The following is a 15,183-nucleotide window of genomic DNA, read 5'->3' on the forward strand; positions in this document are numbered from 1 at the left end:
AGGAAGGAACGCCAGGTCAGATGACGACAGCGGACCGAGCCCGACGCGGCGGCCACCCGCGTCCGCCCACCCGCACGCTGGAAGTGCTGCGGACCGCGGACCTGACGCCGTCGATGCGGCGGATCACCCTCGGCGGCGACGAGATCGCCGGGTTCCGGGACGAGCACACCGGCCCGAACATCAAGGTGTTCGTCCCCCAGCGCGGTCAGCGGCGGCCGGTCCTGCCCGTCTTCGACCACGACGCCGGTAGGCACGTCTGGCCCGAGGCGCACGAGCGCCCGACCATGCGCACCTACACGGTCCGCCGCTACGACGAGGCGCGCGGCGAGCTCGACGTCGATTTCGTGATGCACGGCGAGCACGGCGTGGCCTCCTCCTGGGCGCGCGGAGCCGCCCCGGGCGACTACCTCGGCGTGCAGGGCCCCGGCGGCCGGACGCCGCGCGCGGCCGACTGGTACCTGCTGATCGGCGACGAGACCGCGCTGCCAGCCATTTCGGCGATCATCGAGGGGCTGCCGCTGACCGCCAGCGGCGAGGCGTTCCTGGAGGTCTCCGACAGCGCCGAGCAGCAGCACATCGAATGCCCGCCGAACCTCAACCTGAACTGGCTGCACCGCGACGGCGTGCCCGCGGGCCGCTCGACCAAGCTCGGCGATGCCGTCCGCGAGCTGGACATCCCGCCGCAGCGGGACGTTTCCGCGTGGGTCTCCGGTGAATCCGGGGTGGTCCGCGGCATCCGCAGGCACCTGCGCCGGGACCGCGGGCTCGACGCCGCATCGGTGCTGGCGATCGGCTACTGGAAAGCCGGAATGGTGGAAACCGATTACCACGACCAGTACAACCACGACCGCGACTGAACGGTCTGCGGACCACTCCGTGCCCGCGCGCGAAACCCGCCGGGTACCGGCGAAGGGACAACCGTGTCAACGGCTTCGATCCACTTACAAGGCCCGGTCCACGACGTGCTGGGCGTCGGTTTCGGCCCGTCCAACCTGGCGCTGGCCGTCGCGGTCGAGGAGCACAACCGCCGGTGCGCCGAGCAGGAGCAGCTGACCGCAGGCTTCGTGGAACGCCAGCCGCGGTTCGGCTGGCACCGCGGGATGCTCATCGAGGGCACCACGATGCAGGTCTCGTTCCTCAAGGACCTGGTCACGATGCGGGATCCGGCCAGCGACTTCTCGTTCCTGTCCTACCTGCACGGCAAGGACCGGCTGGTCGACTTCATCAACCACAAGACGATGTTCCCCACCCGCGTCGAATACCACGACTACCTGGAGTGGGCCGCGGGCAGGCTCGAGCACCTGGTGCAGTACGACGCCGAAGTCATCGACGTGCGGCCGGTGCAGCAGGGCGAGCTGTTCGAGGTGCTGGTGCGGCACGGTTCCGGGCAGGTCACCGCGCGGCGGGCGCGCAACGTCGTGGTCGCGGTCGGGCTGGAGGCTAACCTGCCGCCCGGCGCGGAACGCGGCGACCGGGTCTGGCACAACCTCGAACTGCTGCACCGCATCGGCGAACTGGAGGGCGCCGATCCGAAGCGGTTCACCATCGTCGGCGCCGGGCAGAGCGCCGCCGAGGTCACCGATTACCTGCACCGCACTTTCACCGGCGCCGAGGTCTGCTCGGTGTTCGGCCGCTACGGGCACACACCTGCCGATGACAGCCCGTTCGCGAACCGGATCTTCGACCCGGAGGCGGTGGACCACTTCTACAGCTCGCCGACCGGGGTGAAGCAGCTGCTGATGGACTACCACCGGAACACGAACTACTCGGTGGTGGACCTGGAGCTGATCGAGCAGCTCTACGCCCGCGTCTACCAGGAGAAGGTGCAGGGCAAGGAACGGCTGCGGATGCTGAACGCCTCGCGCGTCGTGGACGTCGAGGAAGGCGCGGACGGCGTCGCGGTCACCGTGGAGTTCATGCCCACCGGCGAGCGGATGGTGCTGGACTCGGACGTGCTGGTGTACGCGACCGGCTGCCTGCCGGGCGATCCGGGGCGGGCGCTCGGGCGTACTTGGGACGAGTGCCTGCGCGACGCCGAGGGCCAGGTGCAGGTGGACCGCGACTACCGGGTGCGGACTTCGGACGAGGTGCGCGGCGGGATCTACCTGCAAGGCGGGACCGAGCACACGCACGGGATCACTTCGTCGCTGCTGTCCAACGGCGCGGTCCGCGCGGGCGACATCCGCGATTCGATCCTGCGCCACCGCAACGCGCCGCGTTCCGCGCCGCGGCGGGACTACGCCCTGTCCGGCGATCCCTGCTGATCGCTCGCGGAGCTGATCACTTGCGGGGCTGATCGCGTTGCGCTGGCTCAGCTGCCCGGGATCGGTGCGTGCGCGCGGAGGAAATCGAGCATCGTCGAGCGGCTGAAGGCTGCGCCGATCCCCCCGGCGTCGAAGGCGTGGTAGCCGAACGGGAACTCCCGATAGGTGACCGCGTTCCCATTCCCGCGCAGGCGATCGGCGACGGCGCTGACCCGCTCCGGCAGGATGAGGTGGTCGTTGCCGCCGGTCACCAGCAGCGTCGGCATCAGCCCTGGCCGCACCCGCTCGATCGGGGAGGCGTAGGCATAGCGCTGCGGGTACTCGGCCGGTCCGCCGCCGAGGTAGGCGCGCGCGACGCGCCGGGCGTAGCCGTAGAGCCCGTCGTCCTGCCAGTTGCCCACCAGGTCGGCGGCCGGGTAGAACCCGGCGACCGCGAGCGGCGGTGCCGGTGGCGGACCGCCGCAGCTGCTGGGCACCTCGCCCGAGCCGTAGGCGGCGTTGAGCGACAGGCTGCCGCCCGCGGACGCGCCGGAGAGCACCAGCCTGCCGGGGTCGATCCCGAGTCCCCGCCCGTGCTCGGTCAGCCACGACATCGCGCACACCACGTCGCTGCTGGCGTCCCGCCAGCGCACCGGCGGTGCCAGCCGGTAGTCGATGGAGATCACCGGGTAGCCGTGATCGGCCAGGTAGCGGAAGATGCCACGTTGTTCGTCGCGGTTGCCGCCGACGAACCCGCCGCCGTGGATCCAGACCACGGCAGGCCGTGCAGCGCCGGAATCGTTGCGCGGCAACCAGATTCCGGCGCGCAACGGCTCACCCTGCACGGTGCCGAAGGTGACCGTCCGATCCGGCGGGGGCATGGGCCTGCCGCCCTGCACGACGTCCGCGAATCCGACGTCCGCACCGTGCGAATGCGCGTAGCCGAGTTGCGCGCCGAGCACCGCCAGCGCCCCGAGCAGCGTGATAGAGCCGGTGGCCAGGCCGCAGATTGCGCTGCGGCGGGTCTGCGACCGCCACGCCATCCAGCTCAGCAGCACGACCAGCAGGCCGGTCAGCGCGAACTCGAACGGCCGCCGCCCGACGGCCGACCCGAACGAGCCGACCACCGGTAGCGCCGGGATGAGTGCGCCGAGCACGAGCACCGCGACGACGATCGAGGCGGCGACACCGAGTGCGCCGAACGCGCCGCGCAGCCTGCCGCCGTGATCGCCCGGTCGCAGCTTCGAGGACATGCCGTGCTCCGTTCGAGGCCGGGACTTAGGGGCACTTTCGGGATGATTTGCGCAGCGGTGCCGGTAGCGGAACCTCAGCGACTTCCTCGCCGCCCCTTGCCGGTGTGACCGCGATTTCTGACGTAGCACCCTACGCGGCGAAATCGCTGTCCTCGCGAGGAAGCCGCTGCGAACCCGCGGCGGTGCCGGTTGCTCGCATGATCGGCCGCTCAGCGGCTCCGCCGCTGACAAGACAATGACCAAAAATCACACTGAAACGATCCGTTGAAGTCAGGGGGCGCTGATCTCCGGCAAGCCCTGTGTGATCACTGGCACAGTCCGGTGCCGGGAACAAATCCGGGAAAAGGAGCGGTTGGAACCGGCGATGAGCACCTCGGCGAACTCCGACCGCGCACCGGCCAACGGCTCCGGCGCACCCGACGAGCCGGACCCGATCCGCGGGCGCGCGCACGGACGTTCGGCCGTTCCGCTTTCGATCCTCGACCTCGCGCCGGTCGGCGCGGCGACCACGCCGGGCGATGCGCTGGCGACCACGACCGAACTCGCCAAGTCCGCCGAGAACTGGGGATTCCACCGGCTGTGGGTGGCCGAGCACCACGGGATGCCCGGCATCGCCAGCTCCTCCCCGTCGGTCGTGATCGCGCACTTGGCTTCGGCGACCAGCACGCTGCGGCTCGGTTCCGGCGGCGTGATGCTGCCCAACCACGCGCCGCTGGTCGTCGCCGAGCAGTTCGGCACCCTCCAAGCCCTCCACCCTGGCCGCATCGACCTGGGCATCGGGCGCGCACCCGGCACCGACCAGGGCACCGCCCGCGCACTGCGCCGCACCAGCGGGCCGCTGTCGGCGGACGACTTCCCGCAGCAGCTCGGGGAGCTGATGGCGTTCATGGGCGACGGTTTCCCCGCCGATCACCCCTACGTGGAGGTGCAGTCGGTGCCGCACGGCCAGGCGCCGCCGGTGTGGCTGCTGGGTTCCAGCGGGTTCAGCGCGCAGGTCGCCGGAGCGCTCGGCTTGCCGTTCGCGTTCGCGCACCACTTCAGCGCCCGCAACACGATCCCGGCGATGGAGCTCTACCGCGAGTCCTTCCAGCCCTCGGCGGTGCTGGACGAGCCGTACGCGCTGATCGGTGTGCAGACCATCGCCGCGGACACCGACGAGGAAGCGCTGGACCTGACCCGGCCGATCGCGCTGAACATGCTCCGGCTGCGCCGCGGCAGCCCCGGCCCGATCCCGAGTCCCGAGGAAGCGCGCGAATACCCGTACTCCGAGGTGGAGCAAAGCTTCGTGGACAGCTGGCTGGCCGACGCCGTCTACGGCTCGCCGCAGCGCGTGCGCACCGAACTGGAGGAGCTGCGCGAACGCACCGGGGCGAACGAGCTCATGCTCACCGCGAACATGTACGACCGGGAGTCCAAGCTGCACTCCTACGAGTTGATCGCCCGCGAATACGGGCTGCCCGGCGTGGCCTGAACAGCGCCTCGAGCTGCGCAGCGTGGTCGGCGCCACTATCCCACCAGGTCACGCGCAGGCGTGGGAAAGCTGTGGCGTACGGTCGGACTGCTCGAAACGAAGCTGGCGAGCCGGCGGCGGGATTGAGGGGTCTGTGGTGAAGCCTGGCGTGCTGGTCGCGTACCGGGTCATGGCGTACGTGACCGCGGTGCTGCTGATCTTGCTGTGCGCGACGATGGTGCTGAAGTACCTGTGGCCGGAGGGGTCGGCGACCCAGCTCTTCGGTGACACCTGGACCACGACCATCGGCATCGGCCACGGCTACCTCTACATCATCTACTTGTTCGTCGCGCTGGTGACCACGGTGCAGCTGCGGATTCCCTACGGGCGGATGCTGCTGGTGCTGCTGGCCGGCACCATCCCGTTCGGCGCGTTCTTCGCCGAGCGCAAAGTGGTGCTGTGGCACCGGTTGCGCACCAGCGGTGAGCCGCTTCCGTTCGAGCGATCGAGCAGCGCGGCGGCTGCATCGGGGTCGACGAACTCATGACCTCAGTTCCCGAACGAGTCACCGACGAACCCACCACCTCCGCGGAGCCGAAGCGGCGCGGCGTGCTGGCGGCGTACCTGGCGCTGACCAAGCCGCGGGTCATCGAGCTGCTGCTGGTGACCACCATCCCGGCGATGTTCCTGGCCGAGCGCGGCATTCCCTCGCCGTGGCTGGTGCTGGTCACGCTGGCGGGCGGTGCCATGTCCGCGGGCAGCGCGAACGCGCTGAACTGCGTGGCCGACTCGGACATCGACGCGGTCATGCACCGCACCCGGAGCCGCCCGCTGGTCAGCTACGAGGTGCCGCGCAAGCACGCGCTGATCTTCGGGATCGTGCTGGGCGCGGCGTCGTTCGGCATCCTCGCGCTGGGCGCGAACCTGCTGGCCGCGGTGCTGTCGCTGGCGGCGATCCTGTTCTACGTCTTCGTCTACACGCTGGTGCTCAAGCGCCGCACCTCGCAGAACATCGTGTGGGGCGGGGCAGCGGGCTGCATGCCCGTGGTGATCGGCTGGGCCGCGGTGGCGGGCAAGGTCGAGTGGCCCGCGCTGGTGATGTTCGGGGTGGTGTTCCTGTGGACGCCGCCGCACTTCTGGTCGCTGGCGATGAAGTACCGCGACGACTACGCCAGCGCCGGGGTGCCGATGCTGCCGGTGGTGGCCACCCCGCGGCAGGTCTCGGCGCGGATCTTGGTCTACAGCTACGCCACGGTGGCCTGCACGCTGCTGCTGGTGCCCGCGACGAGCTGGATCTACGTCGCTTTCGCGGTGCTGGCGGGTACGGCGTTCCTGGTCGTGGCGCAGCGGCTGCACGGCGCGGTGCGGCGCAACGGGGTCGCCAATCCGATGGTGCTGTTCCACCTGTCGAACTCGTACCTGACGGTGCTCTCGGTGGCCATCGCGGTGGATGCGGCGGTCGGCCTGCCCAGCTTGGGCTGAGGCGTCCCGATCACAGGTTGAGATGGCGTCGCAGCGCGGCGTCGAGTGCTTCGAGCGATTTGCGGGGCAGCGCGCCGATCCGGCTCCGGACCCGCGTGTAGGAGACCGCGCGCAGTTGTTCGGCCTGGGCCTTGGAGTCGTTGTCCAAACCGCACTCGGTCGCCCTCAGCAGCACTTGGAACGGCAGCACGCGGGAGATGTTCGAGGTCACTGGAACCACGGTGACGACCCCGCGGCCGAGCCGCTGGATGCTGCGGTTCGCGGCGTCGTTGCTCACGACGACAGATGGACGGGTCTTGTTCGCTTCCGAGGCTCGGACCGGCTCCAGCTCGACCCAGAAGATCTCACCGCGCCGCATCGCCGATTCCGTCGGCGGTCGTGGAGTCCCAGAGCTCGGAATCGCCGGACTCGTCCCACTCCTGCCATGCCGCTGCGTAAGCGTCTTCCAGATCGGCGCTGCGCAGTAGTTCGACGGCCTGGTGGAGCACCGCGGATCGCGAGCTGACGCCGGCCTGTTCGGCGTAGGAGTCGATGAACGCGACATCGTCCTCCGGCAAGCTCACACTCATCTTCATACCTGTGATGCTACTGGCTTTGCCACCGCTTTCCCACCGCATTGAGCAACGCGGCCAGCAGCACTGCTACCCATGTGACGATCAGCGCCGTGCCCAGTCCGGCGAGGTAGTCGCCGTCGACCAGGCCGGGGTTGTGGTTCGGAGCGTACGCGCGCCACAGGAACGGCACGGCGATCGCCACCAGCACGGTGCTCACGACCAGCCCGGCCGCGACCGGAGCCCGCAGCGAGCTCGGCAGCAGCCTGGACAGCGCCCACCCGGCCGCCGCTGCCACCGGCATCAGCAACAGGTCGGTGAGCACCGGACCCGCTAGCAGCCATCCGGCCGTAGCGGTCGTGATCGACGGCTCGGCGAGCAACTGGTCGTACAGGAACCACCCGCCCAAGCCGATCATCGTCAGCCCGCCGAGCGCGAGGATCAGGCGCAACACGACGATCACAGGACCTCCACTCGCCGCAGCCACTTCGTCTGCATCACGCCCGGCCGGTTGGGAGCGATCAAGCGGCACGGGAAACCGTGATCGGGGTGCAGCGGTTCGCCGCCGAGCCGCAGCGCCAGCAATGTCAGCGGGTCGGCGGCGTGCGTGGGCGCGACCACGCTCGACGAGTACGGCCCGGCGGCTTCCAGCGACGACACGCGCACCTGCGCGTCCGCGGGGGCGCCGACCGCGCGCAGCACGTCGGCCAGCCGCACTCCGCTCCAGACCGCCTGCTGGCTCCAGCCCTCCACGCAAGCGATCGGCAGCTCTGCCGTGACCTGCGGAAATGACTTCAGGTCGGGGAGGCTGAAGGTGCGAACCCCGCGCGGACCGCGGACCTCCAGCCGCCAGCCGGTGTCCTGCGCGGAGTCGAGCACCCCGGCCGCGGCGGCGGTCCGGTTCACCGGCAGGCCCTGCGCTCCGAGCCGGGAGCGAGTGCCCAGCACCGCCACCTCGCGCAACCAGGGAACCGTCATTCCCGCGGTGACCGTGACCGCGGTGCCGACCGACAGCGCTGTCACCCCCAGAAAGCCCCTCCGGCTCACGAGCCGGCCCGGGCCGCGTTGCGCGGCGGGCTCGCGCGGTTCGCCCAGCGCCCGCCGGAACACCGGGATCTTCACCGCCGCGTGCAGCAGCAGCGATCCCACGGCGATCCAGCCCACGGCGAAGTGCACCTGCGGGAAGTAGAAGTTCCACGGGTAGTTCTGCGCGATGTTGAACAGGCCGGTCAGCAGCTCGAACGAAGCCGAAGTCACCAGCACCAGCAGCGACAGCCGCTCCAGCAGGTGCGGCAGCGAACGCACCACCGGGCGCTCGAACAACTTCGGCGCCACGCTCCACAGCTTCGCGGCCAGCAGCGGGATCGCCGCGATTCCGCTGATCACGTGCACGCCCTGGGTGACGCGGTATAGGTTGACCGGCCGCGACGGCCAGTGGAACCAGCCCGGCGGGTGCTGGATCCCGTGGCTGATCAGGCCGGTGATCATGCACAGGCCGAAGGTCACCGCCAGCCACATCCCCAGGTGGCCCGCGGTGACCGGTTCCCGTCCCGCTCTCGTCATGGCACCTTCCGCGATATCGGCCCGGCAGTTTCGGGCTCTCCTGGTTGTTCGGAGACCTCGCGGATTGCGATTGCGACAGAACGGCGTGCTCGCGGCTGGTGTCCACATCGGACGGACGGCGCGCTCGGGACGCCGATCACCGCATGACGCGCGCCATGTCCCGCACGGCCCGGGTGGTGCCCTTCACCGAGCCGGTCACCTTGGACCGGGTTCCGGCGGTGCGGGGCCGGTAGTCGATCGGCAGCTCGGCGACCCGCCAGCCCGCCTGCTGCGCGCGGAGCAGCAGCTCCAGCGGATAGCCGAACGCACGGTCCTGCACGCCCAGGTCCAGCAGCTCCTGCCGCCGGGCGCAGCGCACCGGGCCGATGTCGTGCACCGGCAGACCCCGGCGGCGCAACAGCCCGGCGAGCACGGCGTTGCCCGCTTGCGCGTGCCACGGCCAGGCTCCGCGGGTGGTCGGGACGCGGCGGCCCACGGACAGGTCGGCGGTGCCGGAACGCACGCGCTCCACCAGTTCGGGCAGCACCGCTGCGTCCATCGAGCCGTCCGCGTCCAGGAAGCACACGATCTCCGCATCGGCGGCTTCCAGGCCGGTGTGCACCGCGGCGCCGTAGCCGCGCCGCGTCTCGTGCAGGACTTGCGCGCCGTGATCCGCGGCGACTTCGGGCGATCCGTCGGCGGAGCCGTTGTCCACCACGATCGCCCGGTAGTCGCCGGGAATCGCGGCCAGCACGCCGGGCAGCGCGGCGGCCTCGTCCAGGCAGGGCAGGATCACGTTCACGGAACTCATGCCGACCAAGCTAGAGCCATCGGCGATCGTGAGTTACCGCGGGACGGTCCAGCCACCTTCGAGCGCGGCGCGGCGTGGCCCGCTGCGTCGCGTCGCGAGTGGCTGCCTGCCTCGTCCGATCGGCGTCGGCGCGGTCCGTTTCCGCGGTGAGCGTGCTCATCGCAGCACCGGGAACACCGGGCTGCCCGCGCGCCCGGTGGCGACGTCGATGAAGTTCACCGGATCCGCGATGCCCGCGAGCAGCGCGACGGTGTCCCGAACCGGGGCACCGGCCATCGGACCCGGCACGTCCAGCTCCAGCGCGGCGGCCATGTCGAAGTAGTGCACGACCGCCTCCATCAGCGCCAGCCGCAGCGCTTCGCCGATCTGCACGGTTCCGTGCCCGCCGTAGTCGAAGTTCCGGCTCAGGTCCCGGGTGCGCATGTCCGCGAGCACTTCGGGCGCCACGGTGGCGAACTGCTCGACCAAGTCGCCCATCGACCGGTCCTCGGTGCTGCGCACCGCGGCGTCGCGGATCGAATCGGCTCCGGTCTCGGCGATGCCGCCCGGTTGTTGGAGGTGACGCAGCAGCGATGCCGCGTCCGGGAAGCTCGGAGCCGCCGACGCGGTCTCGCTGCGGATCACCGCTGCGAGCGTCGCAGGCGCGTCGGCGTAGTGCGCGTAGACGTGCCGCACGTTCCAGCCGTCGAGCCTCGTCGGCGTGTCCCACCGAGCGTCCGGCAACGACTTGCCCAGTTCCGCCCAGCCGCGCCACGCCTGGCCCAACGCATCCAGGATCATGGTTCCCCCATTCCGTCCCGCCGTCATTGGAGCACGTCCGCGGCTTCGGCCGGGTGCGATTCGGTGGGAGAACCGGTGGCGAGCCACTGCACGGTCCCGGCGGCGCGCCATGCGCACGGGGGGCTTTCGGGGCTCGCCATTGCTCGGCGAGCCCCGCGGCAGCAAGCCCGAAGCGGTCAGGCCAGCGACGGCGCCACGCCGCCGTCGACGCGCAGTGCCGCGCCGCTGCTGGCCGAGCCCGCTTCGGAACCCGCGTACAGCACCAGGTTCGCGACCTCTTCCGGCCGGATCAGGCGGCCGAGCAGCGAACTCGGCCGCTCCTGCGCGATGAACCGCCGCTCGGCTTCCTCGAACGGCACGTCCGAGCCGATCCGGCTGCGGATGAACTCCTCCACGCCCGGAGTCAGCGTCGGGCCGGGCAGCACGCTGTTCACGGTGACGCCGCTGCCCGCGACCTCTTGCGCCATGCCGCGTGCGACGGACAGCTGGGCGGTCTTGGTCATCCCGTAGTGCACCATCTCGGTCGGGATGAAGATCGACGACTCGCTGCTGATGAAGATCACCCGGCCCCAGCCGCGCTGCACCATCCGCGGCGTGTAGTGCCGCGCGAGCCGCACCCCGGACAGCACGTTGACCTCGAAGAACCGGCTCCACTCCGCATCGCTGATCTCGAAGACGGGCTCGGCGCCGAAGATCCCGGCGTTGTTCACCAGCACGTCCACGTCGGGCAGTTCGGAGATCAGCGAGTCGGCGCCTTCCGCGGTACCGATGTCGGCGGCGATGCCCCGCACGGTGCCGCCGGTCTCCGCGCGGATCGTCGCCACGGTGTCGTCGACCCGTTGCTCGGAACGCCCGTTGACCACGACCTCGGCGCCCGCGCGGGCGAAGGTGGTGGCGATGGCTTGGCCGATGCCGCTGGTCGAGCCGGTGACCAGCGCGGTGCGCCCGGTCATGTCGGTGTTCATCGCTGCTCGCTTTCCTGGTGGCTGCTCGTCCGGCGGGGCTGCCGGAGACACCTTCGCCATACCCCGTGCTGAGTCCGGTGCATCGCGCGGTCGTGCATCCGGCAGTGCCGGTTCCGCAACGAGCAGCGAGCCGGACCACCGCTTTGTTCCGCGATGTGTCCGGGCGCACGGCCCGCGGGTCGCTCAGCCGGGCTTCTGCCAGGTCAGCGAGTAGCGCCACAGCAGGTGCCTGCGGAACCGGCTGCCCGGCAGCAGGTGTTCGGCCGCCCGCCGCACCTGGCCCCAGCTCATGTCCGGGTCCCGCACCGGCATTCCCGGTGCGTCGCCGCAGCCGCCGTGGCGCCGCGCGCGCACTTGGTGAGCGGGCAGACCTGCGAGCGCGGCCGCCCAGTCCAGCGGGGTCCGGTTGCGCGCGAGGCCCACGATCACGAGCCGACCGCCGGGGGCGAGCAGCCGCACCATGCTGCCGACGGCCGCGGCGAACTCCATGTGGTGGATCGCCGCGACGCTGCTGATGAAGTCGTACCCGGCGGCTCTGGACTCGTCGTGGAACTCCAGGAAATCGGCTTCCACGAAGGAAAGCCCGGGGGAGTCGGCGCGCTCCCGCGCCGCGCCGATCATGCCCGGGTCGCGGTCGATCCCGGTGACCCGCTGCGCGCGTCCCGCCAGCTCGCGCGCGAGCCTGCCGTCACCGCAGCCGACGTCCAGCGCTTCCGCGCAGCCTTCGGGCACTTCGTCGAGCACCAGCGGGTAGTAGTGCACGTTGTGGTTCCACTGATCAACCGCCACGGGCCCAAGCTACCGAGCCGAATGTGACCGTGGTGTTGCCGAACGCACTCGTTCGCGCAAGGCGAATCCGAGTCTTCGCCCCGGAGCGAAAAGCGGGGGCACGCCCGGGCGCTGGGCGTGCCCCCGCCGAAACGCCGGGGACGCGAGGCGGCGGTGGGAAGGGAAACCGCCCGCGCCACCGGCGATGGATCAGCTCAACGCCGGACGCACGGCTTCGGTTGCGCTGACCACGTTCTGCAACGCCGTCTCCACCTCGGCGTAGCCGCGGGTCTTGAGCCCGCAGTCCGGGTTCACCCACAGCCGCTCGGCGGGCACCGCCGACAGCGCCGCCCGCAACAGGTCGGAGACCTCGCCGGATTCCGGCACCCGCGGCGAGTGGATGTCGTAGACACCGGGCCCGACGCCGCGGCCGAACCCGACCTCGTTGAGGTCGTCCAGCACCTCCATCCGCGAACGGGCCGCTTCGATGCTGGTCACATCCGCGTCCAGGGCCACGATCGCGTTGATCACGTCACCGAACTCGGAGTAGCACAGGTGCGTGTGGATCTGGGTCGAATCCGAGATGCCGGAGGTGGCCAGCCGGAACGACTCCACCGCCCAGTCCAGGTACTCCTCGTGCTGCGCCGACCGCAGCGGCAGCAGCTCGCGCAACGCGGGCTCGTCGACCTGGATGGCCCGGATCCCGGCGTTCTCCAAGTCCTTGACCTCGTCCCGGACCGCGAGCCCCACCTGCCGGGCGGTCTTGGCCAGCGGCTGGTCGTCGCGCACGAACGACCACGCGAGGATGGTGACCGGGCCGGTCAGCATGCCCTTCACCGGCTTCTCGGTGAGCTGCTGGGCGTACTTCGCCCAGTCCACCGTGATCGGCGCGGGCCGGGACACGTCGCCGAACAGGATCGGCGGGCGCACGCAGCGGGAGCCGTAGGACTGCACCCAGCCGTTCTGCGTGCTGACGAATCCCTCCATGTGCTCGGAGAAGTACTGCACCATGTCGTTGCGCTCGGGCTCGCCGTGCACCAGCACGTCCAGGCCCAGTTCCTCCTGCAGCCGGATGACCCGCTCGATCTCGTCGCGCATCCGCTGCTTGTAGGTGGCCTGGTCGATGTTGCCCTTCTGCAGCGCGGCACGGGCCTTGCGGACGTCGGTGGTCTGCGGGAACGAGCCGATCGTGGTGGTCGGCAGCGGTGGCAGCCGCAGCGATTTCTGTTGCGCCGCACGGCGGTTCTCGTAGGCGCCGCGGCGCGCGTGCTCGGGTCTGAGCGAGTCCAGCCGCGCCTGCACCCGGTTGTTGCGCACGCGGTCGGCGTTGGCCCGGTCGGCGATCACCTGGCGCGCGGCGATCAGCTGCTCGCCGACCGCGTCGCGGCCCTCGTGCAGTGCCCGGCCGAGCACCACGACCTCGTCGACCTTCTGCGCCGCGAACGCCAGCCACGACTTGACCTGCGGGTCGATGCCGGTCTCCGCCTCGACGTCGTAGGGCGAGTGCAGCAGCGAGCAGGACGTGCTGACCGCGACCGAACCGGCCACGCCGAGCAGCGTCGCCGCCGTGGTCAGCGCCTTGTCCAGGTCGGTGCGCCAGATGTTGCGGCCGTCGACCAGGCCGGCGACCAGCGTCTTGTCCCGCAGCCCCTGGACAGCGGGCAGTTTGTCCACAGTGGAGGACCCGGCGATCAGGTCGACGCCCAGCGCCTCCACCTCGGCGGCGGCGAGCACGCCCAGCGCGTCGCCGAGATCGCCGAAGTAGGAGGACACGAAGATCTTCGGCCGCTCCCGCAGCTCGCCGAGCTTGCGGTAGGCGGCGCGCAACGCGTCCAGCTCGGCCTGCGAGCGATCCGCGACGAACGCGGGCTCGTCCAGCTGCACCCACTCCACACCGGCGCGGTGCAGCTCACCGAGCAGCTCGGTGTACGCGGTGAGCAGGTCGTCGAGCCGGTCCAGCGGGCGGAACGATTCCGGCGCGCCCTCCTCCGGCTTCGACAGCAGCAGGAACGTCAGCGGTCCGACCAGCACCGGACGGGTCTGCACGCCGAGTTCAGCCGCCTCGTTGTACTGGTCGACGGGAGTCTGGTCGGACAGCGCGAACGCCGTGTCCGGGCCGATCTCCGGCACCAGGTAGTGGTAGTTGGTGTCGAACCACTTCGTCATCTCCAGCGGCGGTGTCGATTCCACGCCGCGTGCCAACGCGAAGTAGGTGTCCAGCGGGCTCAGGCCCAGCTCCCGGAAGCGGCGCGGGACCGCGCCGAACGTGACGGCGGTGTCGAGCACCTGGTCGTAGTACGAGAACGTGTTGCCGGGCACCGAATCCAGCCCGGCGTCGCGCAGCGATCGCCAGGTGTCGGTGCGCAGGGTGCGTGCGACTTCGCGCAGTTCCGGCTCGGAGATCCGGGACTTCCAGTAGTTCTCCAGCGCACGCTTGAGTTCCCGGTTCGGGCCGATCCGGGGGTAGCCGAGTACGGTGGAGCCGATCTTGCTGGCCAACGCTCTCTCCTCGCGAGCTCGACGGCAGGTTCGCCGAGGTCGCGCCGGGACCGGCACACGCCACCGCGTGCGGTTCCTCCACCGGTCCTCCCGCGGGACCTCGGGCTCGCGTGCGCATCGCGGCGCACGCACCGGCGGCAGGTCTTCGGACTCGCGGGCGTTCCTCCGGCGGGTGCCGGGTCTTCCTACTGACCGTCGGCTTCCCGAGCGCGTGCTCAGTGCTGTGACCGGCCGGAACCGGTGACGGCGTTCGTTCCCACTCACCGCTGCGGGGCAGTCCCGGATTCGCACCGGGTTCCCTCTTGCCTCGCCCGCCGCGTGCCTGCTCGGGCCGGTGCGGGCGAACCACCAGCACGTCGGAGGTTACCCAGTTCTGCTCGGAAGACAAGGCCCGCGAACTCCGACATCGCGTCCACTGCATGGGAAAGCGCGATAGGTGACCTGGGATTTCGACCGATCTCGCGCAATTCGCGGGAGAAACCGGATCGGAGACGCGGATCACGTCCGAACGGCTGCGAAGCGGGGTCGCCGACCGTGCGGTGAGCGGGCGCGGCGGGGTCGAAGATCGCGGATCTGTCGATCGGCTTGCCGTTCTATACCGGCTCTGCAACGCCGCCCGCGTCGGTCCCACGGTCGGCGGAGCTGCCCGTTACCCTGCTCCGTGCAGCTCAGCAATGTGGTGAACAGGCCCTCGTAGCTCAGTCGGACAGAGCAAAGGACTTCTAATCCTTAGGTCGCAGGTTCGAGTCCTGCCGGGGGCGCTTTTCCCTGGTCGAGAGTTCGAACCACAGCATCTCAAGATCAATTGAGCGTACCTTAACCCACGTTCCGCGGAGGTG

The 15,183-nt window shown here is 70.4% G+C and carries 15 protein-coding genes, 1 tRNA gene and 1 riboswitch; of the genes, 6 read left to right on the forward strand and 10 right to left on the reverse strand.

All coding sequences use genetic code 11. The features are described 5' to 3' along the window. The first annotated feature begins 20 nt into the window (after positions 1-20). Both INP57_RS15100 and INP57_RS15105 read left to right on the forward strand, forming a co-directional pair. A complete protein-coding gene (locus INP57_RS15100; protein WP_200070862.1) occupies positions 21-857 on the forward strand; it encodes a siderophore-interacting protein in 837 nt (278 codons plus the stop codon). Between the two features lie 63 nt (positions 858-920). Next, complete coding sequence (locus tag INP57_RS15105) at positions 921-2,264, forward strand: lysine N(6)-hydroxylase/L-ornithine N(5)-oxygenase family protein (RefSeq protein WP_307850095.1); 1,344 nt, start codon at positions 921-923, stop codon at positions 2,262-2,264. Positions 2,265-2,311: 47 nt separating this feature from the next. Here the strand turns inward: INP57_RS15105 and INP57_RS15110 are convergent, their stop codons facing one another. Continuing rightward, complete coding sequence (locus INP57_RS15110; protein ID WP_200070863.1) at positions 2,312-3,496, reverse strand: alpha/beta hydrolase; 1,185 nt, start codon at positions 3,494-3,496, stop codon at positions 2,312-2,314. A gap of 364 nt (positions 3,497-3,860) precedes the next feature. On the opposite strand from INP57_RS15110, the gene INP57_RS15115 reads away from it, so the two are divergent. From INP57_RS15115 to INP57_RS15125, 3 genes are all read left to right on the forward strand, one after another. Next, positions 3,861-4,967, forward strand: a complete 1,107-nt coding sequence (locus INP57_RS15115) for an LLM class flavin-dependent oxidoreductase (RefSeq protein WP_200070864.1) — start codon at positions 3,861-3,863, stop codon at positions 4,965-4,967. Positions 4,968-5,103: 136 nt separating this feature from the next. Next, positions 5,104-5,493, forward strand: a complete 390-nt coding sequence (locus tag INP57_RS15120; RefSeq protein WP_200070865.1) for a DUF3817 domain-containing protein — start codon at positions 5,104-5,106, stop codon at positions 5,491-5,493. Further along, positions 5,490-6,428, forward strand: a complete 939-nt coding sequence (locus INP57_RS15125; protein ID WP_200070866.1) for a heme o synthase — start codon at positions 5,490-5,492, stop codon at positions 6,426-6,428. The genes INP57_RS15120 and INP57_RS15125 overlap by 4 nt, the downstream gene beginning before the upstream one ends. Before the next feature lie 10 nt (positions 6,429-6,438). Here INP57_RS15125 and INP57_RS15130 read toward each other — a convergent pair whose 3' ends face one another. From INP57_RS15130 to metE, 9 genes are all read right to left on the reverse strand, one after another. After that, entirely contained in the window at positions 6,439-6,786 is a 348-nt protein-coding gene (locus INP57_RS15130) for a type II toxin-antitoxin system PemK/MazF family toxin (protein ID WP_200070867.1), read from the reverse strand. Next, positions 6,773-7,003, reverse strand: a complete 231-nt coding sequence (locus tag INP57_RS15135; protein WP_200070868.1) for a ribbon-helix-helix domain-containing protein — start codon at positions 7,001-7,003, stop codon at positions 6,773-6,775. Before INP57_RS15135 ends, INP57_RS15130 begins: the two co-directional genes overlap by 14 nt. A gap of 10 nt (positions 7,004-7,013) precedes the next feature. Next, the gene (locus tag INP57_RS15140) at positions 7,014-7,442 is read right to left on the reverse strand and encodes a hypothetical protein (protein ID WP_200070869.1); all 429 of its coding nucleotides are present in this window, start codon (positions 7,440-7,442) and stop codon (positions 7,014-7,016) included. After that, a complete protein-coding gene (locus tag INP57_RS15145; protein ID WP_200070870.1) occupies positions 7,439-8,542 on the reverse strand; it encodes a molybdopterin-dependent oxidoreductase in 1,104 nt (367 codons plus the stop codon). Before INP57_RS15145 ends, INP57_RS15140 begins: the two co-directional genes overlap by 4 nt. Before the next feature lie 136 nt (positions 8,543-8,678). Continuing rightward, positions 8,679-9,332: a glycosyltransferase family 2 protein gene (locus tag INP57_RS15150; protein ID WP_200070871.1), complete on the reverse strand. Its 654-nt coding sequence runs from the start codon at positions 9,330-9,332 to the stop codon at positions 8,679-8,681. Between the two features lie 156 nt (positions 9,333-9,488). Beyond that, positions 9,489-10,112, reverse strand: coding sequence for a maleylpyruvate isomerase N-terminal domain-containing protein (locus tag INP57_RS15155; RefSeq protein ID WP_200070872.1), 624 nt, complete (start codon positions 10,110-10,112; stop codon positions 9,489-9,491). A 176-nt stretch (positions 10,113-10,288) separates the two neighbouring features. Then, positions 10,289-11,077 (reverse strand): SDR family NAD(P)-dependent oxidoreductase, encoded by a 789-nt coding sequence (locus tag INP57_RS15160; RefSeq protein WP_200070873.1) that lies wholly within the window; start codon positions 11,075-11,077, stop codon positions 10,289-10,291. 183 nt (positions 11,078-11,260) lie between these two features. Then, positions 11,261-11,866 (reverse strand): class I SAM-dependent methyltransferase, encoded by a 606-nt coding sequence (locus tag INP57_RS15165; RefSeq protein ID WP_200070874.1) that lies wholly within the window; start codon positions 11,864-11,866, stop codon positions 11,261-11,263. A gap of 189 nt (positions 11,867-12,055) precedes the next feature. Continuing rightward, a complete protein-coding gene (gene metE, locus INP57_RS15170; protein WP_200070875.1) occupies positions 12,056-14,344 on the reverse strand; it encodes a 5-methyltetrahydropteroyltriglutamate--homocysteine S-methyltransferase in 2,289 nt (762 codons plus the stop codon). Positions 14,345-14,463: 119 nt separating this feature from the next. After that, a riboswitch (cobalamin riboswitch) is annotated at positions 14,464-14,709 on the reverse strand. Positions 14,710-15,031: 322 nt separating this feature from the next. Here metE and INP57_RS15175 point away from each other — a divergent pair. Further along, positions 15,032-15,105: transfer RNA gene (locus INP57_RS15175), tRNA-Arg, on the forward strand. The last annotated feature ends 78 nt before the right edge of the window (positions 15,106-15,183 follow it).

Source organism: Saccharopolyspora galaxeae (genome assembly GCF_016526145.1).
GTDB classification, from domain to species: domain Bacteria; phylum Actinomycetota; class Actinomycetes; order Mycobacteriales; family Pseudonocardiaceae; genus Saccharopolyspora_C; species Saccharopolyspora_C galaxeae.

Coding starts and splice junctions, on each gene's coding strand:
- INP57_RS15100 (WP_200070862.1), top strand. CDS start 21: ATGACGACAGCGGACCGAGCCCGACGCGGCGGCCACCCGCGTCCGCCC.
- INP57_RS15110 (WP_200070863.1), bottom strand. CDS start 3,496: ATGTCCTCGAAGCTGCGACCGGGCGATCACGGCGGCAGGCTGCGCGGC.
- INP57_RS15115 (WP_200070864.1), top strand. CDS start 3,861: ATGAGCACCTCGGCGAACTCCGACCGCGCACCGGCCAACGGCTCCGGC.
- INP57_RS15125 (WP_200070866.1), top strand. CDS start 5,490: ATGACCTCAGTTCCCGAACGAGTCACCGACGAACCCACCACCTCCGCG.
- INP57_RS15130 (WP_200070867.1), bottom strand. CDS start 6,786: ATGCGGCGCGGTGAGATCTTCTGGGTCGAGCTGGAGCCGGTCCGAGCC.
- INP57_RS15135 (WP_200070868.1), bottom strand. CDS start 7,003: ATGAAGATGAGTGTGAGCTTGCCGGAGGACGATGTCGCGTTCATCGAC.
- INP57_RS15145 (WP_200070870.1), bottom strand. CDS start 8,542: ATGACGAGAGCGGGACGGGAACCGGTCACCGCGGGCCACCTGGGGATG.
- INP57_RS15150 (WP_200070871.1), bottom strand. CDS start 9,332: ATGAGTTCCGTGAACGTGATCCTGCCCTGCCTGGACGAGGCCGCCGCG.
- INP57_RS15155 (WP_200070872.1), bottom strand. CDS start 10,112: ATGATCCTGGATGCGTTGGGCCAGGCGTGGCGCGGCTGGGCGGAACTG.
- INP57_RS15160 (WP_200070873.1), bottom strand. CDS start 11,077: ATGAACACCGACATGACCGGGCGCACCGCGCTGGTCACCGGCTCGACC.